Genomic DNA, 22,758 nt, shown 5'->3' on the forward strand with positions numbered 1-22,758 from the left:
AGGGGTTTAAGGGGTTTGAGGGGTTTGAGGAGTTTGGAGCTAGGTTTAGCCACTAGACATCCAATTTAATAATAAGCCCCTCCAAAAAGAAAAAAGACAGTGAGATCACTGCCTTTTAAACTATTTCGAGACTTTATTTTTTCATCTCTTGTAAGACTCTGTCTGCTGCGTAGAGGGTGTGCTCAAGTTCACTTTCCCCAATGGTCATGCTGATGAACCAAGTTTCGAAAGCGCTTGGTGGAAGGTAGACTCCTTCGTTCAACATGCCGTGGAAGAACTGCTTGAACTTGTCGTTATTGCCTTCCATAGCTGAATTAAAATCAACGACATCAGTGTCGCAAAAGTGAATGCTAATCATGCTGCCTAAACGGTTGATTCGATATTCAAACCCGTGTTTATCCAGCAATTCTCTCATCCCCGTTTCAATACGCTCGGTCATGTGATCGATCTGAGCGTATGTTTCTGGATGATCCTTCAAATAGTTGAGGGTAGTCAATCCACTTACTACTGCGAGCGGGTTGCCGCTTAGAGTTCCCGCTTGATAAACGGGACCATTTGGTGCAATATGGTCGAAGATTTCACGCTTTCCGCCAAAAGCTCCAACAGGCATGCCGCCGCCAATCACTTTGCCGTAGCAAACTAAGTCGGCTTTAACTCCTAAGCGTTCTTGTGCGCCCCCTGGAGCTAAGCGAAATCCGGTCATTACTTCATCCATGATGAAAACAATACCATGTTCGTCACAAAGGGCGCGAAGGCCTTCCATGTATCCTTCTAGTGGAGGAATACATCCCATGTTGCCCGCTACGGGTTCAGTGATGATTGCAGCAATTTCACCTGGATTTTCTTCAATCAATTTCTCTACAGCGGCCAAGTTGTTGAATGGTGCAGTGAGTGTGTCTTGGGCTGTGCCAGAAGTTACACCTGGACTGTTAGGTAGGCCAAGGGTAGAAACGCCAGATCCTGCTTTGATGAGAAAGCTGTCTGCATGACCGTGGTAACAGCCTTCAAATTTGATAACCTTATTGCGGCCAGTGTAGCCACGTGCCAAGCGTATCGCGCTCATGCAGGCTTCTGTTCCACTATTTACCATGCGCACCATGTCGATGCCCGTCATTTCGCATATGGTTTCCGCAAGTTCAATTTCCAACTCTGTCGGAGCGCCAAAGCTCATGGCTGTTTCTGCTTGCTTTTGTATCGCAGAAACAACTTCTGGAAAACCGTGTCCTAAGATCATAGGACCCCATGAATTGATGAAGTCAATGTACCTATTTTCGTCTTCGTCAAATAAGTACGCACCCTCTGCTTTTTTGAAGAAGATTGGGGTTCCTCCTACAGATTTAAATGCGCGGACAGGAGAGTTTACACCGCCTGGAATGTGCTTGTTAGCGCGTTCAAACAGGGATTCACTTCTCTTTCTTTCAGTAGGATTGATCATAACTTGTATTTTTCAATGAGTCGGGCAACGTCTTTCGCAAAGTAGGTAGCAATAATATCTGCACCTGCGCGCTTGAGTCCCAACATAGATTCAATGACAGCTTGTTCTTCGTTTAGCCATCCTCTTTCTGCCGCGGCTTTTATCATGGCGTATTCACCACTTACGTGATAGGCACTCACGGGCAACAGCAGTTCTTCTTTAAGGGTCTTGATGACATCTAGATAAGAAATGGCGGGTTTCACCATCAGCATATCAGCGCCCTCTTCCATATCTAAGATAGCCTCTTTCAATCCCTCGCGAATATTTGCAGGGTTCATCTGATAGGTCTTCTTGTCGCCAAAACCTGGTGCGCTGTCGAGAGCGTCACGGAATGGGCCGTAGAAACAGGATGCGTATTTGGCGCTATAGGCCATGATTCCAGCATTGGTGTATCCGGCTTCTTCAAAAGCGAGTCGGATTGCCCCAATTCTGCCATCCATCATATCACTTGGAGCTACCCAATCGGCACCAGCCTTGATATGACTTACGGCCATTTGGGCGAGAACTTCTACCGTAGGATCATTGATGATTTGGCCGTTTTCTACAATGCCGTCGTGGCCGTAGCTGGAGTATGGATCTAAAGCAACATCCGTAAGAACCAGCAATTCTGGATTGACGTCCTTCACTGTTCGAATGGCGCGTTGCATTAATCCATTTGGGTTCAAGGCTTCCGTCCCAGCATTGTCTTTGAGGGCGTCTTCCACCTTCACAAAAAGGAGTACGCTTTTCAAGCCGAGATCTGAAATCTCACGGATTTCATCGACCAACAGATCTAGGCTGTAGCGATAGTACCCAGGCATGGAGGCGATGGGTTCTTTAATCCCGGTTCCTTCTACAATGAAAAGAGGAACCATGAAGTCTGATACGTGAATTCGTGTCTCTTGAACCAACTCACGTACGGCTCCAGATGCACGAAGAATTCTAGGACGTACGATCATAACTTATAGATTTAACCAGTTGCGTGGTTGGAGTGCAGCTACCATTTCTGCCTCGGGTGTGCCGGGCTTAGGGTGGTAGTCGTATTCCCAACGAGCACGAGCTGGAAGACTCATCAATATACTTTCTGTTCTTCCGTTCGTTTTGAGTCCGAAGGTGGTGCCTCTATCGTGTACCAAATTGAACTCAACATAACGGCCTCGGCGGATTTCTTGCCAAAAGGTATTTTCTTCGGAATAGGGCAATTCCATTCGCTTTTCTACAATTGGTAAATAGGCGTTGAGAAAGGCCTTGCCACAGGCGGAAGCTAAGGAGTAGTAGTCTTCTGCCGAGTGTTTTTCATCCACACGCATATAATCGTAGAAGATACCGCCAATACCGCGATTTTCATTCCTATGCGTGTTGACAAAGTAATCGTCACATTGTTGCTTGAAGCGCGGGTAGAAGTTGGCGTCAATGCTATCGCATGCGTCTTTGTGCATTTGATGAAAGTGAACACAATCATCTTCAAAGAGATAGTAAGGAGTGAGATCAGCACCGCCACCAAACCATGCATCTTTCACGGACCCATCCTCGTTGTACATCTCAAAATAACGATAGTTGAGATGAACGGTGGGCACCATAGGGTTGACGGGGTGAATCACCAATGAAACTCCAGTGGCATAAAATTCAGCACCTTCTACACCCAATCTTTTTTGCATGATCTCGGGCAACTCACCATATACTTCAGAGGTGTTGACACCTCCTTTTTCGAACACTTTGCCATCGCGGATAACACGGGTCCTACCGCCTCCTCCTCCAGGTCGTTCCCAAAGGTCTTCTTCGAATTTTGCACCCCCATCGAGATTCTCGAGGGCGTTGCAAATCTCATCTTGAATATCTCTGACAAGTTGTGCGAAACGCTCTTTCATCTTGCTTACTTCTCGTAATTCTTTACTGCGTTTACAAAGGCTATAGCGTGGTCTACCGGAATGGTAGGAAGAATACCATGTCCCAAGTTTGCGATGTATCGCTGGGTTCCAAAACCATCAATCATTTCCTTCACCATCTTTTCGATGACAGGGATAGGACTTAGAAGTCGGCTTGGGTCAAAGTTGCCTTGAAGGGTGATGTTTTCACCCGCAAATTGACGTGCCTGCTGTGGCGTTACGGTCCAGTCTACACCTAGTGCTGATGCGCCTGTTTTAGCCAAGTCGCCCAGTGCATACCAACAGCCTTTGCCGAAGAGTACGACTGGAACTTCATCTTTCAATGCCTTTGTGATTTTATCGAGGTAAGGAAGGGAGAATTCCGAGTAATCAGCCTGACCGAGCATACCACCCCAAGAGTCGAAAAGCTGAATCACATCCACACCAGCGCGAATTTTTCCTTTGAGGTAAGCGATGGTCGCATCTGTAATGGCATCGAGAAGTTTATGTGCTAAATCAGGACGATGGAAGCAGAAACTCTTGGCCGTTGAAAATTCTTTCGAACCTTGTCCTTCTACCATGTAACAAAGGATGGTCCATGGAGATCCTGCAAAACCAATGAGCGGAACGCGGTTGTTCAGCGCTTGTTTGGTTAGCTTGATGGCTTCATAAACATAACCCAAGCTCTCTTCAACGTCTGGCTTTACGAGACGAAGAAAGTCTTTTTCTTCGCGAATAGGATTGGGAAGGTAGGGCCCTTTGCCTGGGATCATCTGAACTTCGATGCCCATGGCCTGAGGAATTACCAAGATGTCAGAGAAGAGAATCGCCGCATCTACACCTACCTGATCTACGGGTTGAAGGGTGATTTCGGTGGCCATTTCTGGGTTCCCAATTCGTTCAAAGAATGGATATTTCTCTTTCAACTTCATAAAGTCTGGCAAGTATCTACCAGCTTGACGCATCATCCATACAGGTGGACGAGAAAGTTCCTCTCCGCGCAATGCACGAAGCAAAAGATCATTTTGAAGAGCCATGAGCTTTTAATTCTAAATAGTGTTGTGTCAATAAGAGTACATCGGGTGTTTCTGGTACAACCAATGGAGTGATGCCTTGTTTTATCAATGCTTCGGCTGTGGTTGGGCCAATCGCTAGTGCGTCGGTGCCCGATGTTGGCCATTCGTTGTGACGAAGGACGGAGGTTACATTGCGCGGACTAAAAAAGCAGACCGCGTCAAAGTTGTTGAAATTCACATGTGGGTGAGTGGCCTGTGTCCAGTACGTTTCTATGGTTTCGAAATCCCAGTCATTGGACGAGAGGTAATTCTCAACTGCTGGAGTCCGGTCTTTTCCACATAAGTACTGTGCACTGCCCGATTCTGGAAGCTTGCTCACCAAGTCTTTTCCATGGTTCGCTTTGATCGTTGTTGTGATACCGAATTCGGCAATCTTTTCTTGAGATCGAAAGCCAACCGTTGCCCATTTAGAGTTCTTACCCCATCCTTGTTCAAGCAGGATACGAATGCTTTCGAGTGCATTTGGACTGGTCACGATAATCCACTCTTTGGGTTCTGGAAGTTCACTGATGGGAAGTAGTACGGGCTCAAGAGCTTTCACTTCTGTTACTTCTACCATCTGTTCCAGCAAAGCCTTGCGGTGTTCACTTAGGGGCTTTGTAAAGAGAATACGTTGTTGATTGGCGCTCATTTCAATGTGCTTAGAATGGCATCTCCGCCATTTTGCTTTGCACGCAGAGCGAATTTTTCGCCGAGCGTTGGCCAATCTTCAAGATTAGCAGAGTCTTCCACCTTCACTTCAGATTTGCCATCTAAGGAGTGAAGGGTTCCAACAAAGAATATTTTTTGTCCTGATACTCGCGCAAGTGCTCCAATCGGAGCTGAACATCCTCCTTCTAAGGTGCGAAGGAACTGTCGTTCTACGGTGCTTGTAATTCGGGAGAGTTCTACGTCGAGAAGTTTACAAGCATCGAGTGCAATTACATCGCCTTCTCTGTGAGTAATTCCCACTACGCCCTGTGCGGGTGCTGGAATCATCCAATCCAATGCCACAGCATTTTCTGGAACTAACTCCATTCTTCGCAATCCCGCAGATGCCATAATTATCCCACTCCAATTGCTTTCTTTGAGTTTGATCAAACGCGTTTGTACGTTTCCTCTCAAATTCTCCGTGGTGTGGTTTGGAAAGTGATGTAGCCATTGCGCTACTCTGCGAATGCTCCCAGTGCCGATGGTAGAAACACTTTCTCTGTCATTCAAAAAAGAAGTGTCGCCTTTTGGAATGAAGAGATCCATGGGGTCTTCTCTTTCTAAATGTGCCGAAAGCACAATGCCCGCAGGTGGCTGAGTAGGGTAGTCCTTAAGCGAGTGAACGGCGATGTCAATTTCATTATTGAAAAGGGCATCGTCTAAAACTTTCGTAAAAACGCCTGTAGTGCCTAGCTCGTGAAGCGGGCGGGTGGTATCAATATCGCCTTGTGACTTCACAGGGATAATTTCGACCTCTATATTTTGAACACGAAGAAGACGAGCTACGGTGTGTGCTTGCCACATGGCAAGCTTGCTGTCTCTTGTGCCAATCCGAATTGGGGAGTTGCTCATTTTGAACTTGTTACCGACAACCTCGAAGATAAGTCGGTTCGAATGAATTCTACGCTTTGTCCTCTACGAATGTGGTAGCAGAAGTAACGTTGCATTTTTTGTTTGAGGAATGCCTCTTCAGAAGTGGGCATCATAGCGGTTTCATAGGCTTCCGACACCAGGTCGAGAAGTTCAGTTCCCTTAGAAAGGATGAAATCGATGGCGGTTTCAATTTGTGGAGCGTGTCCACGCATGGTGTGCCAATCCATTAATTCGTCAATTTCTTCAGCAACTATGGCTTCCACAGCAGGAAGTTCATCCAATCGTTTCTGAAGTGCATTGCGCGTCATCTGTGATAGCTCATCCACATCTAGAAGACGAAGCTGAGGTAAATCTCCAACTTCAGTGGCTACGTTCGAAGGAACAGCCATGTCAATCACTGTGGTGAGCTTAGGACGGTCGAGTTCGTTTACGGTAAGAATCGGTCGATCTGCACCTGTCGCCACAATCAAGATGTCGGTTTGGTCGATGGCAGATTGTAGGCTCTCGTGTGGACAGTAGACGGCGCCAGACTCGTTAGCGTATTTTTCCGCTTTTTCGTCCGAACGGTTCACCAAGGTGATGTTTTTTGGAGCAGTAAGGCCCAAGAGGTGATCAAGTGTAATTCGACCAAATTTACCCAAGCCATAAAGCGTGATTTTTACATCCGACAAATCTTCGAATTCATCCTTCAAATAACGCGCAGCAGCGTAGGAAACAGAAGTTGCTCCAGTGGAGTAGCCTGTTTCAGATTTCACGCGCTTGCTAGCATGGATAACGTGATTGATGATTTTTTCGAGGTAACCATTTACGGCATTTGCCTTGTGAGCCCAACGGAAGCCTTTGCGAACCTGCATTATGATTTCAAAATCACCCGGGATTTGACTTTCCATCCCCACACTTACTTTGAAGAGATGTGAAAGTGCATCCATCCCTCGAAGCGAGTACCCTAAATCCGCAAACTCTTCGGCATTGCCATTGGTGTGATCTAGATAAAGGGCGAGAACAGACTCCGGTTGATGAGTCAGGCCGATGATTTCTGTGCGGTTGCAGGTAGAAATGATGAAGCCTTTGAAATCGGTTTGTTCAGTGAGTTCGGACAACAAGGAGGCTTGCTCTACCTCACTCAAGCTGTAGGCTTGACGTTGGTGAACGTTGGCTGTCCGGTAACTTACACCGAACACGGTCATTTCCTCAAAATGGTCTGTGGTCCTTTTCAAACTAAGTTCTTTCTGAACGGTGACAAAAATACCTATGAGAGTAATTGGAAAATACCTCTAGAAGTAAAATAAATACCCTCATAGAATGATGTGATTAATTTAGAATCGTTCTAAATCTTCCGTGAGGTAATTTTGCTCAATGCCTTGAATAGTCGAGGTTTTGAGTTGAAAATACCGCTGATTATGAAAGTAGGTGCCACTGAATTCAAAAGTACGGAGGATCCAGAAAATATCGCTGAACGAAGTAGAGAACTCATTCGCGTATCGGAGGGGATAACCTTGGTGAAGATTGAGAATGACGGGAGTGAACCCTTTGTGATTCAGAGGGATATGCCCAAAAGTGTCATTCAATTCTATTTTGCATTGGAGGGTCAAAGTACGTTCAAGTTTGGTCCTACATATCAACTACAACTCCAAGAGGGGAAGAACTTTTTCTTCTACAATCCGGAGAAGGAATTGCCAGTGAATATCACTGTTAACCCGGGCGCAAAGCACGTGTTCCTCTTCCTTACGATAGATCGTGTGCATGAGTTGTTTGTGGAAGACGCCGCAGAGCTACCTTTTTTGTCGAGCGAGAATATCAATCGCAAGTTTTACGACGAAAGGCAGATTGCATCTCAAACCATAGTGGTTCTAAATCAGTTGTTTAACACACATCTGTCTCCGCAAGCTCAAAAACTTTTCTACAAGGGGAAAGTGTATGAACTTTTGAGTTTTTACTTCAGTGCCCGAGAAGTAGATACGGTGAGCTGTCCTTTTTTGAATGATGAGGACAATGTTCGCAAGATCAAATTGGCAAAAGAGTTCTTGATGAAGAACATGGCCAATCCACCGAGCATTAAAGACCTTGCTAGAGAAGTGGGCTTGAATGAGTACCGACTCAAGGTGGGCTTCAAGGAAGTGTATGGAAATACGGTATATGGTTACTTGCTCGATCACAAGATGGATCATTCGAGATCTCTCTTAGATTCGGGAAAATACAAAGTGAATGAAGTGGCGTATGCCTTGGGGTACACCAACCCGAGCCATTTCATCACCGCTTTTAAAAAGAAATTTGGCATAACACCTAAAAAATACTTGTCTAACGAATGAAGACAGCAGCCTTACTCGTAAACCTAGGATCTCCGGATTCTACGGAAGTGAAAGACGTAAAGAAGTATTTGGATGAATTCCTGATGGATAAACGCGTGATCGATTATCCATTCTTGTTCCGAGCGCTATTGGTTCGAGGCATCATCTTGAACACACGTCCAAAGAAATCGGCGGAAGCGTATAAGTCCATTTGGTGGGATGAAGGTTCGCCTTTAATTGTATTGACGAAGCGCCTTCAAAAGAAGGTGCAGAATGGGACTTCATTACCCGTGGAAATTGCCATGCGTTACGGGAATCCATCCATTGCTTCTTCCTTAAAGAAGTTGATGGAGAGAAATAGTGACTTGAAGAAGGTGTATGTTTTGCCGCTGTACCCGCACTACGCCATGTCGAGTTTTGAAACGGTGGTTGAAAAGGTTAAGGAGGAAGCAGCTGTGATTTGTCCAGGTGTTGAGCTGGATTTTCAAGATCCTTTTTACAACGATGAAGACTATATCAATATCCTAGCGGAGTCTATTCGTCCATCATTGCAGGAGCCTTTCAACAAGGTGCTATTCAGTTACCACGGGGTTCCTGAGCGTCACATTTTAAAGGGGGATGTGACGGGCTGTCATTGCTTGAAGACAGAGAATTGTTGCAGTACACCTTCGCCTGCTCATGCGCAGTGTTATCGTCACCAGTGTTTTGAAACTACACGTTTGGTGGCTGAGAAACTCGGACTCACAACGGATCAGTACAGTGTGAGTTTTCAGAGTAGACTGGGCAGAGACCCATGGCTCACACCGTTTACGGATGCAACGCTGGAAGAGTATGGCAAATCTGGAATGGAGAAACTCATTGTGGTTTGCCCAGCGTTTGTGTCTGATTGCCTTGAGACGCTAGAAGAAATTCAGGTAGAAGGGGCCGAAGAGTTCATTGCTGCAGGAGGGAAATCAATCGATGTTGTCGACTGTTTGAACGATCGCGATGATTGGTCGGCCTTGCTGAGCAAGTGGATTGAGGAACGCGCCTAAGTCTTCGCTGTAATCCAAAAAAAGCCCTCCATCGGAAGATGGAGGGCTTTTTTTGGATTGGGCAATCGAATTACATTTCCTCTTGGTAAACGTATTCGCCTTTCGAAGGGGTAAGGATATCTTTAATGGCTTCCTCGCCTTCCACAAATTCGGTTGCTTCCATGATCATTTTGAACTCTTGTCCACCTTGATTCATGATTACTTCAACGTAGAGTGGAGTGCCTTCAACGTTTCCGGTAGCTTGAGCTCCGTTCATCATGTTCGGCATTCCCGATGGTGAGTTTAGCGTGAAATCACTGTTTACGTAAAGTGTAGAAACGGTTTCACCCGCAGTTACACGGTAACCTTTACAAGTCATTCCCAACACCTCTTTGGTGTCTCCCAATTCTTCTACAACGGTTTCAATTTCACCTTGCTCAGAATCTGCTTGATTGTTCAAGTTAGAGATGGAAGTCTTGATGAATTCACCGCCAGCGGCAACGTACACCATGCTGTCGGCAGACTTAGCAACGATGTGCATGGCTTGCATACCGTCCATTCTCATGGCGTAATCTACACCGTTAGAAGCTTGTTCCACTCTTGATGGAAGGAACTGTTGCATGGCTTCAATCATTGGGTTGTCTTGGCCGTCAACTGACTCCACTTTCATTGAGTAAGTGATTTTCCCAACTACTGGTTTTGGTTCAGAAGATTTAAAAGCTCCACAGCTAACAAGTGCTAGTGCAGCAAAGACAGGTAGAATGTGTTTAAATTTCATGTTGATTCATTTATGATTCGTTAAAGGTCGATATTTTGTATCAATTCACCGAATCGATTCACTCTTCCGCTCGAGGCTCCCAATCAGAGGGGATTTTTCGCGCAAGCCAAGTCTCAATTTCTCCGTTCTTTCTCAGCTCAACAAGTTCGTCCATGTTTTCCATGGTAGGGAAGCTGCCACGTTCATAGAGGTCAATCATCCATATCAACCCATTTAGTTCAGAAGCATAGGAGTCAGGAGGGGTGTTGGGGTGGGCTCTGAGGTAGGCGAGTTTTCCAGCGACGTGCTGGGTCATCAACTCGTGATTCTTCTCAGAGTGTTTCAACAAGTAATCCAACTGGTTAATGATGATGTAGGGAACCCCTGATATCCACTTGTCTAAAAAGTCAACCGCCTTCATTCTACCTATTACATCATCTTGCGGTAGAGTGTTTCTCAGGTAAGAAATAGCGCTATCCACCATGGGTTCCATGGCAACAAATTCAGCGCTGTCGGTGATGCGCATCACCACAGGCCAATCCTGTGCAACGCTCTTCCTTCCAAAAGTGAAGAAGAGGAGAAGGCTAAGGAGCAGTTTAAGCTTTGAGCAATTCTTTAAGATCATTTACGAAAGGTACCATATCATCCACATTTACGTGGTCCATAATGACAACTTTGTACCATTTAGCGGACCCCTCGTGAGAATCGGGAACAAGTCCATATTTGTCCACCAATTCCTCTGGAAATTGTCCAGCTCGCATGGTTACAATATTGCTACCCGGGTAACGGTAATAATCTATATTCAGTGCGTCGAGTTCTTTGCTTAACCAGTCGGCTCTGAATGAAAGCAGGTGGATTTTTTCAAACCAGCCGTTGGGGCCATAGGTTTGAAGAATCATCCAAACACTGATGGCGTTGGCCCCAGAACGAGATCCGCTTAGGGTAGCATCCAAACCCGCTACGTATTGCGCTTCTCCGGTGGTTGCATAAGGGATAAGGCCTTTTCTAGCCAAATAAATTCCCGTTCCATAGGGTGCTTGCACCATTTTATGAGCGTCCAAAGTAATGCTGCTTACCTCCGGGTTGGCAAAAGACCATTTTTGATCTTTTGAAACAAAGGGGAATACAAATCCACCATAGGCTCCGTCGAGGTGAAGCTTGTAAGGCATGTTCGCCTTTTTCAAGGCATCCGTATAAATATCGGGATGGTCGGCAGAGCCAAACATGGTTGTCATCATGTTCGCAACCACTGCAACGGCTTCAATTCCGTCTTCTTTCATTCGATGAATGGTAGCCTCCAAAGCCTCTCGGTCAATGGTTCGATCTGAATCTACCACAGAAGCTACATAGTGCGGCATTTGAAGTAAGTTGGCCGCTTTGAACATGGAATAATGCGAATCTTCACTAAAGAGCAGAGCAACTTTTTCAACGGGAAGATTGAGCTCGCTCATGAAGTAATTGCGGAAAATCCAAATGGCTTGAATGTTCGCTTCCGTTCCTCCTGCCGCAATGTATCCATCTTGTGCATCTTTTTCTCCTAGAAGGATGTCTTCAGCACAGAGTTCAACCAGTTCTTTTTCGATGGCTTGTGTTCCTGCAAAGAAAGGCTCGGAATCGCCTAGGGTATGACAACCAATGTGATTTGGATTCTGTAGAAGGGTAGATAAGTAAGGTGCGTCCTTCAACATCATAGGGTTGTTGTAAAACACCTTTTCGTCTAGGTGTGATGCCGGAACGCCAAGTGCTTTGCGACTTCTGTAGTCTATGTTCTTTTCCAAAGCCCCAAACACGCGATCTGAGATTTCTTCGTGAGTGAGTTTCTTCCAGTGGCGATTCAAACGGGTCGTCATGTTTTCTGAGTCTATAAGGGTTGCAAATATCGGGAATACTCCGCGTTTTAACGAACACTCTGACCTCTCATTCCCATCAACAACCGTACGACTAATGAACTAAACTCCATCCCAATAGGCCAACAGCAAAACCTAGAATACTGCCGAAAGAAGGGTAGAAGTTGTTTCTCAGGTTAGCAGCAGGCGCAATATCTCGGAAAATTAAGTAGGTGATCCCGCCGGCAGAGGTGGTCATCAGGGCGCCTAAAAGCGATTCGTGCTCTGCTAAGGCAAGCGCACCTACCATGGCGCAAATCGGTCCAAGGATGCTAATGGCTATGAAGACTTTTAGGGTGTGTTTATTTCGTCGTTTTTTGGAGCCTTCGCTCGGGAATTCGTCAAATGCGTTATATCCTTCTGGAATGTTCTGAATCATCATAATGCCTGCTAGCAGATACGCCTGTTCAACCGATTGCAAAAAGACAGCGCCAAGTGCTATCGCTTCGGGGATGAAGTCACTTACCATGGCTACCACTTGGGGGCCGCCGCCTTTGGAACGTGCCATTCGGCGATCGAGCAGAAGGAAGAGGAATCCACCGAGTACGAAGGTTGAAACTCCGACGTAATCGTTCTGTTTTTCCATCCCGTCGGGCACTAAGACCAAAGCCACAGCTGAAAGAAGTGCTCCTCCACCTAGGGCGGTCATGAAGTGATTAAAGACGGTTCTGTTTTTCTTCAGTACTGCAGAAATAGAAGAATTGAGAAACCCACCCATTGGGATTCCCAATCCTCCTACCCAAGCCAGTAGTGCAGCAATTAGCCATGATGAATTCATGGCAATAAGTTAATGATTCAAGAACCAGATTAAGCGGCTTTCTTTCTCTTGTTGGTGTGAATTCCGAACGGCAAATAAAGCGGACAGAATTTAACCAGTGCTGTGAGTGCAAACACCGCGGCAAGTATCAAGAACACAATAGACAATGTGCCAGTTACGGCGTTAGTGAATACGGCGTATGCCATTGCGACTGCCGCAATCAAGCGGATCAATCGATCGATATTGGACATGTTAGATTTCATAGCAGAGCAGTTTTACGAGTTTTTCTCTACTTCAAAGTTCTAACATGCAATTGGGAGCTTCAATGATCTAAGTCACACAAAAACATGATGTTGATCAGGGTTTTCGAATTCTCAAATTTGCTATAGTGAGAAAGATGCTACCTACAATGGTTGGCAGCATCCAAAAAACAATGCTGATCTGAGAGACATCTAAGCTCATGGCATCAAACATCCTTTGAGCGCCAATGGTGAAGAAGGCGGTGTAAGCCGCGATGAGTGAACCTCCCATATGGTTGATGTGAACAACGAGTGGATTGTGTGCTATTTTCCCCCTTCCAGTGGCCCATTCACGCAGACTCATGGAGAAGAGAATTCCGCCAAAGACAAGGGAGGCAATGCCCATCATGTTGGAATTTCGCAGGGCTAGCGCGCCAATCGCTATAAGTGAAAGTGCGGCAATGAATCCGATAATAGACAGAATTATGCGATTGTCTTTTTTGATTCCTACAAAGGCCCTGCTGCCTGTGTAAACCATGAATAGAGTAAATACCGACAGGCCGAGGAGAAAGTACGAGTGCATGAAGAAAGCCATGGGCAATCCTGTGAATCCTACAGCGTACATGGTCTTGGTGAATAGGGTTCCCAAAGTGGAATGAAGTCCTCTTCTCTTTCTGGCAAATGCAGCCATCGTTCCGGCAATTAATGCCAGGGTTCCAGATATGATATGAATGGTTAAAAGACTGGTTTTTAGAGTTTCCATGGTTCCTCGAATTGATGTTGAATCAAACTTATGAATCACCAAATCCCTGATAAACTGATTCAGATTAGTATTTTCGGTATTCACTCTTCAAAATTGACCATTGATGAAAATCTACCTACTTGCCGTGGCGAGTTTGCTCTTTTCCGCGACTCTTTCTGCTCAATCCGTGGATCCGAAAGATCTTGAAAACATGAAGTTTCGAAATGTAGGTCCGGCTGGAATGTCGGGGCGCATTACGACGATTGATATGGATTTGCTGACCAATACCCTTTACGTGGGGTCCGCTTCAGGTGGCTTGTGGGAGAGTGAAAACTTCGGACAATCTTGGAAACCGATTTTTGAGCATGAGTCCACGTCATCCATCGGAGCGGTGGCGGTTGATCCTACCAATCCAGACGTGATTTGGGTAGGAACAGGCGAGGGAAATCCTCGCAATTCTCAAAGTTCGGGCGACGGTGTTTTTAAGAGTATTGACGGAGGTGAGACCTGGATGCATTTGGGTTTAGAAGCAACCAAGAATATCCATCGTGTGATTATTGACCCCACCCATCCGAATACCGTTTATGTTGCCGCTATTGGTGTTGCTTGGGGAGATAGTGAAGAGCGAGGTTTGTACAAAACTACCGATGGAGGTGCTACTTGGGAGAAGATTCTCTATGTGAACAACCGAACAGGTGTGGCTGATATGGTGATGGATCCTCAGAATCCCAACAAACTCATTGTGGCTATGTGGGAGTATCGCCGCTGGCCATGGGAATTGAAAAGTGGAGGAGAAGGCAGTGGTATTTATGTGACGTACGACGGTGGGGAAAATTGGACGCAACGGACAGATGAAGACGGCCTGCCTAAAGGGAATTTGGGACGATGTGGATTGGCGATTTCGGCAAGCGACCCCAACATTGTGTACTCACTGGTAGAATCGACCGAAAAGAATGCGCTGTATCGCTCGGAAGATGGAGGGAGAAATTGGCATAAAGTGAGTGATGGCGATGAGATAGGCAATCGTCCCTTTTACTACGCTGATATTTATGTGGATCCTCAACGACCAGATCGTATCTACTCACTTTGGTCGGTGCTTACGCGTTCAGACGATGGAGGGAAGTCGTGGAAAACCATAGGCCCATACAGTTTCATTCATCCAGATCACCACGCTTTTTGGATCAATCCAAAGAACCCAGACCACGTGATTGACGGAAATGATGGCGGCCTGAATATTTCCTACGACGGTGGAATTACTTGGAGGTTTGTAGATAATCTGCCACTTGCGCAGTTCTATCATATTAATGTGGATAACGAAATGCCTTACCATATCTATGGAGGTATGCAGGACAATGGCTCATGGATGGGGCCAGCTTATACATACAGAGCGGGAGGCATTCGAAACGATCTATGGGAGGAGCTTTTCTTTGGAGATGGTTTTGATGTGGTTCCCCATCCCACCGATCCCACTATTGCCTACGCCATGGCGCAAGAGGGATATGTGACTAGAATCGATTTAGAGACAGGCTACAACGTGTTTATTCGTCCGGTTCATCCCGAACAAGAAGAATTGCGCTTCAATTGGAATGCCGCTATCGCACAGAATCCGTTCAATCCAAGCTCCATCTATTTCGGTTCGCAATACGTCCATAAGTCAGACGACATGGGAGATTCTTGGACCATTATTTCTCCCGACCTAACCACAAATGACACTGCCTTTCAAAAGGCAAAGACCAGTGGTGGCTTAACCATGGATGTTACCGGAGCTGAAAATTACACCACCATTTTGGCCATCGAGCCCAGTTCTGTGAATGAAAAGGTCATTTGGGTAAGTACAGACGATGGCCGACTTTCTATTACAACTGATGGAGGTGCAAATTGTAAGTCACTGGAGAAGAAGCTAAAGGAAATGCCAAAAGGGGCTTGGATCCCTCAAGTTGTTTCAAGCCCTACCAATGCGGGTGAGGCTTATGTTGTAGTGAACGATTATCGTCGCAATAACTGGACACCGTACCTCTATCACACGACTGATTATGGTTCATCCTTTACGCGTGTGATTGATGAGGAAGATGTAGATGGCTACGTCTTGTCTGTGATGCCAGATCCGGTTCAACCGCGTTTGGTGTTTGCGGGAACGGAGAATGGGTTATACGTATCGTTTGATGCGGGTGAGAATTGGCAGAAGTGGGGAGAAGACCTTCCAACCGTGCCTGTAGCAGACATGGCTATACAAGAGAGAGATGGAGATTTGGTGCTGGGAACATTTGGTCGTTCAGCTTGGGTTTTGGATGACATTCGACCTTTGCGAGTTCTAGCTACCGAAGGGAATACGGTTGGCGATGATCCTCTCACCGCTTTTCAAGCTCCCGATGCCTTTCGCGTGGTTAATCGTCAGGCGCTGGGAATCCGCTTTGCCGGATCAACCGTGTATTCAGGAGAAAACCGAACCGATAATGCACGCTTTTCATACTGGGTGAATGTGGATAGTACAGACGAGGCCTTTTCTAAGAATGAGCGCATCAAGTGGGATATCGTGGACGCAAACGGAGATACCATTCGTCACATTGAGCGCGAGTATACGGATGGGTTAAATCGCGTTTCATGGGATATGATGGAGAAGGGGGTGCGCGCGCCGAGTATGAGTGAACCCAATCCTAAACAAGAGCATTCTGATCCGGGGTCTATTCCAGTTCTGCCTGGCATGTATACCGTTCATTTACGAATAGCAGATTACATATCTAACGTTCAGATAAAGGTAGATCAAGATCCTCGCTTGAATTTAAGCCGAGCAGATTTGGAGGAGAACTATGCCTTTATGAAAGAGTCTATGCCGTATGTGGAAGCCGTATCGAATCTGTCCTCTAATTTGAGAGATGCGAAGAAATCCATCGCCCTGGTTCAAAAAATCATGGAAATGCAAGAAGATGAACTTGGCGATAGTGTGGTAGCGGAAATGAAAGAGAAGATAAAGGCAGTAAGTGATTCGTTAGAAGTTGTTCGCGCTGCCATATTCGGTCCCGAAAATGCGGAAGGCTACATCGATGAATCCAACACTTGGACGTTCAAAATGGGGATGCTAGGGTATTACAAATGGATGAATAGAGGTCGCGTTGCTGGCAATATGCGAAACGTGGCCGCACTGTTTGAATCTTCATCGGAAAGTGTTCTAGCCAAAGGCCAATCCTTTTTTGAAGAAGATTGGAAGGCGTTTGAAACCTACATAAGAGAAAGGGAGTTGCCGCTCTTTAAACCCTTGGAAGGAATGAATATTCAAGAGTGATTAAAATAAGAAAGGGCGTCCACTATGGACGCCCTTTCTATTTATAAGAGATATCGAACTTATTCAACAACGACTCTTTCTGTAGTTGTCTTTCCGTTAGATACGAGATGTAGCATGTACATGCCGCTTGGCAGTTCAGTGATATCAATAGTACCTGTTCCGTTTTCAAGTTTGCCCACTTTTACGGTTTGGCCATTCATATTGATCAGTGTCCAATCTGCTTCGTTGGCAGAAGTCATGTCTACCGTTACCAAGTCATTCGCTGGGTTCGGGTAAACGCGAAGAATTCCGTTCTCATTCTCTGCCACACCAACAGTAACTGCCGTTCTGATTTCGTCCAAGTACAAGTTGTTACCTCCGTCAGAGATATAGTTGAAACGAATCATGATGGGATCAGCGCCGATGAAGTTGTTCAAGTTGACTGTACCCTCTGCCCATTGGGAGCTGTTCGGAACAAAGTTAGAAGTAGCCACTCCGCTTCCGATGGTGTTCAAACTGAATGAGGAGAAGATTCGAGCCACAGACCAAGTTGCGCCACAGTCGGTGGAGACCGTTACGGTGAGTCGGTCTTGGTTGGAATTATCTCTTTTCGCCCAAGCGTAACGGAATGAAAGTGTTGCTGAAGCGGTTTGATCCATCATCATTGGAGTGCTTTGAAGGATATCCGTTCCACCAGCAAGAGAAAGGAAAGTTGGCATTTGGGCTGATTTGCTTCCTCCATAAGAAGCGAGAGTAGTCGTTTGCCAATGTCTACCGTCACCGTCGTCAATCACCATCCAGGTAAAGTTCGGGATGTTGTTCTCAAACGTCGCTGTGAAGTTATTGTCGTACGGAGTAGCATTTGGATCAACCACTCGGAAGTACGCGGTTTTCGTCTTGGTGTCTGTGCCAGAGCTATTCGTCACAGTAAGAGTAACCGAATACGTTCCTGGGGTAGTGAACGTCATGCTTGGGTTCTCTTGAGTTGAAGTTACCGTTGTGCCACCTGAAGAGAAAGACCAGTTGTAAGTGGCGTTGATGTAGCTAACCGACAAGTTGGTAAAGTCAACTGCATCATTCACACAAACCATGTGTTGATCCAATGTGAAGTTAGCCGTAGGTGCGGCAGTAACCGTTGCTCCGTTCACGCCGGTAGCTATCAAGTTAGCGGGTGCAGCGATATTGTCGCGGTTAAAAGCAGTATTGTTCATACATGCTTTTGCTCGTGCTTTTTGGCCTGCGGTAAACGTGTTGGCACAAACATCATCTGCGTAATCCATGAAATTCTCGATCATGGTAGTTTGACCACAACTCACTTTGTTCAAGTCACATCCATACGATGCACTAGCTACAGGTGGCGTGTCGCCAACGAGGTCACCACCATTAGAACAACCATAGTTAAACGGGTGGAGGAGGTTAATCCAGTGACCAATTTCGTGGGTGAGTGTTCTACCGTTAGAACGTGCCGTTCCGATTCTACCCATTTGGTCATGACGAATCACAATGCCATCATCGTTAACAGGTTGACCTTGGTATGGGAATGCGGCATACCCTAGGATGGTTCCTTGAGAAGGGGGGAGTCCAAGGTCGATGGCGTTAACCACCCAAATGTTGAGGTACTTCGTATTGTTCCAGCTGTACTCCGTTTTGATCGCGTCGTTGGCGCCTAAAGAGCGGTCGCTTTGGTGGTAGGTAATACCATTTGTTGCCTTTCCATTTGGGTCAACTTTAGCGAGTTCAAAGCGGAACTCCATGTTCGCTTGTACGCTTTGGAATTGAGCGCGGAGATTACCCGCGTCTGAGTTTGTCAAACTGTAATCTTCGTTGACCACATCAATAGCGTCTTCAATCTGAGCTACGCTGATGCTGTCTTCAAAGTTGTAGTACATCACGTGTACAACAACGGGAATAGTGTGAATAGCACTTTCCGAATTGTATTCGTACATGTTTGGGTTCTCCACGAAGTCATTAACTTCGCGTTCTCGTTGAAGGAGAAGTTCAGGGTGAGCCTGAGCTTGTTGTTCAAAGTAGATGTCCGATCCACAGAAGTGGGACTCGTGTTGATGTTGTGATTGAGCGTTATTGCTCAGAAGTGTAGCGATTGCTAAAATAGCCAAGTACCTCATTTAATCATCCTTTAGATTATAGTATATAGACGAGGTTAGTCGTTCGAAATAATACGAGGTTAGTCGTTCAAATAGTTGGCAGGGGGTCAAAGATAATGAAACCAATAGCTTTTAATTCAAATTGTTACCCTTGTTTTGCTAAAACTCCAAAAAACATTGTAACTTCGCAGCCCCTTTTGGGAGGGGTATGTTTTATTCAATAATTAAAGTTGACAAAGTTGTGGATACTTTGAGTTACAAAACCGTTTCAGCAAACGCAGCTACTGTAGACAAGCAGTGGGTTGTTGTTGATGCTGAAGGCCAGGCACTGGGTCGCCTCGCCTCCAAGGTTGCTAAACTGATCCGCGGCAAACACAAGCCAAACTTTACTCCTCACGTTGATTGTGGTGATAACGTTATCATCATCAACGCTGAGAAAGTAGTAATGTCTGGTAACAAGGGTGCCGACCGTGACCATATTTGGTACACTGGTTACCCTGGTGGACAGCGCCGTATCAGCTATAACGACCTTAAAGAAAAGAATGTCCGCCGTTTGGTGGAGAATGCCGTTCGTGGTATGCTTCCTAAGAACCGCTTGGGACGTGCAATGTTCAAAAACCTTTATGTATACGAAGGTTCAGAGCACGTGCACGAAGCTCAGCAGCCTACGGTGATCAACCTCAATGAATTTAAGTGATCATGGCAGTAACGCACACAATCGGAAGAAGAAAGACGTCTGTTGCCCGCGTATACCTTAAAGAAGGTACTGGCGCCATTACTATTAATGGTAAAGACTACAAAGAGTACTTCACCGTATCAACCTTGGTTTACAAGATTGAGCAAGCATTTGCTCTTACGGAAACTACAGGTCAGTACGACGTGAAAGTGAACGTTGACGGCGGTGGTATCACCGGTCAAGCTGAAGCAATTCGTCTTGGTTTGTCTCGTGCACTTTGTGAAATCAATCCGGAGCACAGAACGGCTTTGAAGCCGGAAGGACTTTTGACTCGCGACCCACGTATGGTGGAACGCAAGAAGTTTGGTCAAAAGAAAGCCCGCAAGAAGTTCCAGTTCTCCAAGCGCTAATTTTTCGTTTAGGATCCAAACTTTTAAGATCGCTAGCCGCTACTTAAAAGTTGCATTCAGCGAATGTAAACGAACCATAATATGGCACAAGATAAAGTTAAAGCACTGCTCGATGCCGGCGTGCATTTTGGTCACCTGACCAGAAAATGGCATCCAAACATGGCTCCTTATATTTTTATGGAGCGCAATGGTATCCACATCATTGACCTGCAAAAGACCCAGGCAAAATTGGACGAAGCAAATGCTGCTCTTGCCAAGATTGCTGCTTCAGGTCGTAAAATTCTCTTCGTAGCTACGAAGAAGCAAGGTAAAGACATTGTGGCTGAATTCGCGAAAGAAGCGAACATGCCATACATTACCGAGCGTTGGGCTGGTGGTATGCTTACGAACTTCGTAACCATCCGCAAAGCCATCAAGAAGATGTCTAACATCGACAAGATGAAGGCTGACGGTACGTTCAACACCCTTTCTAAGCGTGAGCGCTTACAAGTGGATCGTCAACGTGCTAAACTTGAGAAGACTTTGGGTTCTATCGCAGATATGAGCCGTCTTCCAGCAGCAATCTTTGTTGTTGACGTTCTTCGTGAGCACATCGCAGTTGAGGAAGCTCGCAAATTGAATATCCCTGTTTTCGCAATGGTGGATACAAATAGCGACCCACTTCTTGTGGACTTCCCTATCCCTGCAAACGATGACGCTTCTAAGTCTATCTCTATCATCATGTCTGAAGTGACTACTGCTATCAAAGGCGGTTTGGCACAACGCAAGAATGATAAAGAAAAGGCAGGTAACGAGAAAGTTGCGAAGAAAGCTGCTAAAGTAGCTAGCAACGACTAAGCTTTACCGAAGCTTTACAATCAGATGAATGAAAAGAGAAGAGATGAACCGAGATTCGTCTCTTCTCTACTTTTGTTTCAAGACCGATTTAAATTTCTGAGAAATGTCTAAAATCACTGCCGCAGACGTAAATAAATTGCGCAAGCAGACTGGCGCAGGTATGATGGATTGTAAGAACGCACTCGTTGAAGCAAACGGTGACTTCGAAGCAGCTATCGACATCCTTCGCAAAAAAGGTCAAAAAATCGCTGCTAAGCGTGCTGACCGCGAAGCTACTGAAGGTGCAGTTATCGCTAAGGCTTCTGCCGATAACAAGCGTGGTGTTATCATCAGCTTGAATTGCGAAACTGACTTCGTTGCTAAAAACGATTCTTTCGTTGAATTGGCTAACAGAATGGCCGATATCGCACTTGAGAACTTCCCTGCTACCTTGGAAGATCTTTTGTCTTCAACTTTCGACGGTTCTATGACTGTTGCTGATAAGTTGACAGAACAAACTGGTGTGATTGGTGAGAAACTTGAATTGGGTGCTTTCGAGAAGATCGAAGGTGAATTCATCGGTTCTTACATCCACGCAGGTAACAAACTTGCTTCTGTTGTTTCATTGTCTGGCGAAGCTGCTGAAGCTGCTAAAGACGTAGCCATGCAAGCTGCTGCAATGAACCCAGTTGCTCTTGACCGCTCAAGCGTTACTCAAGAGGCGATTGACCGTGAAATGGATATCATCCGCGATCAAATTCGTCAAGAAGGTAAGCCTGAGGATATGGTTGAGAAGATTGCTCAAGGTAAATTGAACAAGTTCTTTAAAGAGAACACGTTGGTTGACCAAGACTTCATCAAAGACAGCAAGCTTTCAGTATCTAAGTACTTGGACGGCGTTGAAAAAGGTCTTACTGTGACTGGATTCAAGCGCGTAGGTTTGGGTATGTAATTCTGAATGCCTCGATATAGAAACCCCTCCGACGAAAGTTGGAGGGGTTTTTTGCTTTTGTCTAATGTCAACACTCATTGGACTGAAGTCTGCAAAAATCATTGCAAAGAAGGGTTTTTTATCTGCTTTCGTTCGGGCATCCTTGCTATATTTGCCCAACTCTACAAATAGACTCCATGAAGTACCAACGAATTCTACTCAAGTTAAGCGGTGAAGCCCTCATGGGTGATCAACAGTATGGCATTTCTGGCGATCGTATACGCGAATATGCGATGGAAGTGAAGGAAGTGGTAGAAGCTGGTGCTCAAGTTGGGATTGTAATTGGTGGAGGAAATATCTTCCGTGGTGTTCAAGGAGCAAGTGAGGGTATGGATCGCGTTCAAGGCGACCACATGGGGATGCTAGCAACCATGATCAACGGTTTGGCACTTCAGTCGGCCTTGGAGGAAGTAGGCGTTTATACGCGACTGCAATCTGCAATCAAGATGGATCAAATTGCCGAACCGTTCATTCGCAGAAGAGCGGTGCGTCATCTGGAGAAAGGACGAGTAGTCATCTTTGGTGGTGGAACGGGTAACCCCTATTTTACAACTGATACTGCAGCGACTCTCCGCGCTATCGAGATTGAAGCCGATGTGATCCTAAAAGGTACCCGTGTTGATGGTATTTATACGGCCGATCCTGAAAAGGATAGCACAGCTACCAAGTTCGATACGCTTTCGTTTGAAGAGGTGTATAAACGAGGTCTGAATGTGATGGACCTTACGGCTTTCACACTCTCTAAAGAGAACAATCTACCTATCGTTGTATTCGATATGAATACACGTGGTAACTTGGTGAGAGTGGTGAAAGGAGAGAACATCGGTACACTTGTAGAGAAGTAAGCTTTTCATTTTTACTA

General features: G+C 45.8%; 22 protein-coding genes. 8 read left to right on the plus strand and 14 right to left on the minus strand.

Going from position 1 to position 22,758, the window contains the following annotated elements:
* Positions 1-133: 133 nt before the first annotated feature.
* The 7 genes from hemL to hemA are packed head-to-tail and all read right to left on the minus strand — an operon-like array spanning position 134 to position 7,174.
* Positions 134-1,435, minus strand: coding sequence for a glutamate-1-semialdehyde 2,1-aminomutase (hemL, locus tag F8C82_RS14175; RefSeq protein ID WP_151694274.1), 1,302 nt, complete (start codon positions 1,433-1,435; stop codon positions 134-136).
* On the minus strand, positions 1,432-2,412 hold the full coding sequence (gene hemB / locus F8C82_RS14180) for a porphobilinogen synthase (RefSeq protein ID WP_151694275.1): 981 nt from the start codon (positions 2,410-2,412) through the stop codon (positions 1,432-1,434). Before hemB ends, hemL begins: the two co-directional genes overlap by 4 nt.
* 3 nt (positions 2,413-2,415) lie before the next feature.
* A complete protein-coding gene (gene hemF / locus F8C82_RS14185; protein ID WP_151694276.1) occupies positions 2,416-3,321 on the minus strand; it encodes an oxygen-dependent coproporphyrinogen oxidase in 906 nt (301 codons plus the stop codon).
* A 5-nt stretch (positions 3,322-3,326) separates the two neighbouring features.
* Complete coding sequence (gene hemE / locus F8C82_RS14190) at positions 3,327-4,355, minus strand: uroporphyrinogen decarboxylase (RefSeq protein WP_151694277.1); 1,029 nt, start codon at positions 4,353-4,355, stop codon at positions 3,327-3,329.
* Positions 4,339-5,025 carry a uroporphyrinogen-III synthase gene (locus F8C82_RS14195; protein ID WP_151694278.1) on the minus strand — a complete coding sequence of 229 codons (687 nt, stop codon included), beginning with the start codon at positions 5,023-5,025 and terminating at the stop codon, positions 4,339-4,341. The genes hemE and F8C82_RS14195 overlap by 17 nt, the downstream gene beginning before the upstream one ends.
* Entirely contained in the window at positions 5,022-5,936 is a 915-nt protein-coding gene (hemC, locus tag F8C82_RS14200; RefSeq protein WP_151694279.1) for a hydroxymethylbilane synthase, read from the minus strand. Before hemC ends, F8C82_RS14195 begins: the two co-directional genes overlap by 4 nt.
* The gene (gene hemA, locus F8C82_RS14205) at positions 5,933-7,174 is read right to left on the minus strand and encodes a glutamyl-tRNA reductase (RefSeq protein WP_151694280.1); all 1,242 of its coding nucleotides are present in this window, start codon (positions 7,172-7,174) and stop codon (positions 5,933-5,935) included. The genes hemC and hemA overlap by 4 nt, the downstream gene beginning before the upstream one ends.
* Positions 7,175-7,357: 183 nt before the next feature.
* On the opposite strand from hemA, the gene F8C82_RS14210 reads away from it, so the two are divergent.
* Both F8C82_RS14210 and hemH read left to right on the plus strand, forming a co-directional pair.
* Entirely contained in the window at positions 7,358-8,266 is a 909-nt protein-coding gene (locus tag F8C82_RS14210; RefSeq protein WP_151694281.1) for a helix-turn-helix transcriptional regulator, read from the plus strand.
* On the plus strand, positions 8,263-9,279 hold the full coding sequence (hemH, locus tag F8C82_RS14215) for a ferrochelatase (protein ID WP_151694282.1): 1,017 nt from the start codon (positions 8,263-8,265) through the stop codon (positions 9,277-9,279). Before F8C82_RS14210 ends, hemH begins: the two co-directional genes overlap by 4 nt.
* 70 nt (positions 9,280-9,349) lie before the next feature.
* Here the strand turns inward: hemH and F8C82_RS14220 are convergent, their stop codons facing one another.
* The 6 genes from F8C82_RS14220 to F8C82_RS14245 all read right to left on the minus strand — a co-directional run bounded on the left by F8C82_RS14220 (position 9,350) and on the right by F8C82_RS14245 (position 13,660).
* Complete coding sequence (locus tag F8C82_RS14220) at positions 9,350-10,036, minus strand: hypothetical protein (protein ID WP_151694283.1); 687 nt, start codon at positions 10,034-10,036, stop codon at positions 9,350-9,352.
* Between the two features lie 58 nt (positions 10,037-10,094).
* A complete protein-coding gene (locus tag F8C82_RS14225) occupies positions 10,095-10,640 on the minus strand; it encodes a hypothetical protein (RefSeq protein ID WP_151694284.1) in 546 nt (181 codons plus the stop codon).
* A complete protein-coding gene (locus F8C82_RS14230) occupies positions 10,612-11,865 on the minus strand; it encodes a pyridoxal-dependent decarboxylase (RefSeq protein WP_151694285.1) in 1,254 nt (417 codons plus the stop codon). The genes F8C82_RS14225 and F8C82_RS14230 overlap by 29 nt, the downstream gene beginning before the upstream one ends.
* A 91-nt stretch (positions 11,866-11,956) precedes the next feature.
* Complete coding sequence (locus tag F8C82_RS14235) at positions 11,957-12,679, minus strand: ZIP family metal transporter (RefSeq protein WP_151694286.1); 723 nt, start codon at positions 12,677-12,679, stop codon at positions 11,957-11,959.
* A gap of 29 nt (positions 12,680-12,708) precedes the next feature.
* Positions 12,709-12,921 (minus strand): YgaP family membrane protein, encoded by a 213-nt coding sequence (locus F8C82_RS14240; protein ID WP_151694287.1) that lies wholly within the window; start codon positions 12,919-12,921, stop codon positions 12,709-12,711.
* A gap of 94 nt (positions 12,922-13,015) precedes the next feature.
* A complete protein-coding gene (locus F8C82_RS14245; protein ID WP_151694288.1) occupies positions 13,016-13,660 on the minus strand; it encodes a DUF2306 domain-containing protein in 645 nt (214 codons plus the stop codon).
* A 103-nt stretch (positions 13,661-13,763) separates the two neighbouring features.
* Here F8C82_RS14245 and F8C82_RS14250 point away from each other — a divergent pair, with 103 nt between their 5' ends.
* Complete coding sequence (locus tag F8C82_RS14250) at positions 13,764-16,919, plus strand: WD40/YVTN/BNR-like repeat-containing protein (RefSeq protein ID WP_151694289.1); 3,156 nt, start codon at positions 13,764-13,766, stop codon at positions 16,917-16,919.
* A gap of 59 nt (positions 16,920-16,978) precedes the next feature.
* Here the strand turns inward: F8C82_RS14250 and F8C82_RS14255 are convergent, their stop codons facing one another.
* Positions 16,979-19,015 (minus strand): M43 family zinc metalloprotease, encoded by a 2,037-nt coding sequence (locus F8C82_RS14255; RefSeq protein WP_170266282.1) that lies wholly within the window; start codon positions 19,013-19,015, stop codon positions 16,979-16,981.
* A 229-nt stretch (positions 19,016-19,244) separates the two neighbouring features.
* On the opposite strand from F8C82_RS14255, the gene rplM reads away from it, so the two are divergent.
* From rplM to pyrH, 5 genes are all read left to right on the plus strand, one after another.
* Positions 19,245-19,700 (plus strand): 50S ribosomal protein L13, encoded by a 456-nt coding sequence (gene rplM / locus F8C82_RS14260; RefSeq protein ID WP_151694349.1) that lies wholly within the window; start codon positions 19,245-19,247, stop codon positions 19,698-19,700.
* A gap of 2 nt (positions 19,701-19,702) precedes the next feature.
* Complete coding sequence (gene rpsI, locus F8C82_RS14265) at positions 19,703-20,089, plus strand: 30S ribosomal protein S9 (protein WP_151694291.1); 387 nt, start codon at positions 19,703-19,705, stop codon at positions 20,087-20,089.
* A gap of 81 nt (positions 20,090-20,170) precedes the next feature.
* On the plus strand, positions 20,171-20,926 hold the full coding sequence (gene rpsB / locus F8C82_RS14270; RefSeq protein WP_151694292.1) for a 30S ribosomal protein S2: 756 nt from the start codon (positions 20,171-20,173) through the stop codon (positions 20,924-20,926).
* 103 nt (positions 20,927-21,029) lie between these two features.
* The gene (gene tsf / locus F8C82_RS14275; protein ID WP_151694293.1) at positions 21,030-21,857 is read left to right on the plus strand and encodes a translation elongation factor Ts; all 828 of its coding nucleotides are present in this window, start codon (positions 21,030-21,032) and stop codon (positions 21,855-21,857) included.
* Between the two features lie 176 nt (positions 21,858-22,033).
* Positions 22,034-22,741, plus strand: coding sequence for a UMP kinase (pyrH, locus tag F8C82_RS14280; RefSeq protein ID WP_151694294.1), 708 nt, complete (start codon positions 22,034-22,036; stop codon positions 22,739-22,741).
* The last annotated feature ends 17 nt before the right edge of the window (positions 22,742-22,758 follow it).

This window comes from Phaeocystidibacter marisrubri (genome assembly GCF_008933165.1).
GTDB classification, from domain to species: domain Bacteria; phylum Bacteroidota; class Bacteroidia; order Flavobacteriales; family Schleiferiaceae; genus Phaeocystidibacter; species Phaeocystidibacter marisrubri.

Coding starts and splice junctions, on each gene's coding strand:
- rpsI (WP_151694291.1), top strand. CDS start 19,703: ATGGCAGTAACGCACACAATCGGAAGAAGAAAGACGTCTGTTGCCCGC.
- hemE (WP_151694277.1), bottom strand. CDS start 4,355: ATGGCTCTTCAAAATGATCTTTTGCTTCGTGCATTGCGCGGAGAGGAA.
- hemL (WP_151694274.1), bottom strand. CDS start 1,435: ATGATCAATCCTACTGAAAGAAAGAGAAGTGAATCCCTGTTTGAACGC.
- hemH (WP_151694282.1), top strand. CDS start 8,263: ATGAAGACAGCAGCCTTACTCGTAAACCTAGGATCTCCGGATTCTACG.
- rpsB (WP_151694292.1), top strand. CDS start 20,171: ATGGCACAAGATAAAGTTAAAGCACTGCTCGATGCCGGCGTGCATTTT.
- F8C82_RS14240 (WP_151694287.1), bottom strand. CDS start 12,921: ATGAAATCTAACATGTCCAATATCGATCGATTGATCCGCTTGATTGCG.
- F8C82_RS14210 (WP_151694281.1), top strand. CDS start 7,358: ATGAAAGTAGGTGCCACTGAATTCAAAAGTACGGAGGATCCAGAAAAT.
- hemF (WP_151694276.1), bottom strand. CDS start 3,321: ATGAAAGAGCGTTTCGCACAACTTGTCAGAGATATTCAAGATGAGATT.
- F8C82_RS14235 (WP_151694286.1), bottom strand. CDS start 12,679: ATGAATTCATCATGGCTAATTGCTGCACTACTGGCTTGGGTAGGAGGA.
- F8C82_RS14250 (WP_151694289.1), top strand. CDS start 13,764: ATGAAAATCTACCTACTTGCCGTGGCGAGTTTGCTCTTTTCCGCGACT.
- F8C82_RS14230 (WP_151694285.1), bottom strand. CDS start 11,865: ATGACGACCCGTTTGAATCGCCACTGGAAGAAACTCACTCACGAAGAA.
- pyrH (WP_151694294.1), top strand. CDS start 22,034: ATGAAGTACCAACGAATTCTACTCAAGTTAAGCGGTGAAGCCCTCATG.
- F8C82_RS14195 (WP_151694278.1), bottom strand. CDS start 5,025: ATGAGCGCCAATCAACAACGTATTCTCTTTACAAAGCCCCTAAGTGAA.
- F8C82_RS14245 (WP_151694288.1), bottom strand. CDS start 13,660: ATGGAAACTCTAAAAACCAGTCTTTTAACCATTCATATCATATCTGGA.
- F8C82_RS14225 (WP_151694284.1), bottom strand. CDS start 10,640: ATGATCTTAAAGAATTGCTCAAAGCTTAAACTGCTCCTTAGCCTTCTC.
- hemB (WP_151694275.1), bottom strand. CDS start 2,412: ATGATCGTACGTCCTAGAATTCTTCGTGCATCTGGAGCCGTACGTGAG.
- tsf (WP_151694293.1), top strand. CDS start 21,030: ATGTCTAAAATCACTGCCGCAGACGTAAATAAATTGCGCAAGCAGACT.
- hemC (WP_151694279.1), bottom strand. CDS start 5,936: ATGAGCAACTCCCCAATTCGGATTGGCACAAGAGACAGCAAGCTTGCC.
- F8C82_RS14220 (WP_151694283.1), bottom strand. CDS start 10,036: ATGAAATTTAAACACATTCTACCTGTCTTTGCTGCACTAGCACTTGTT.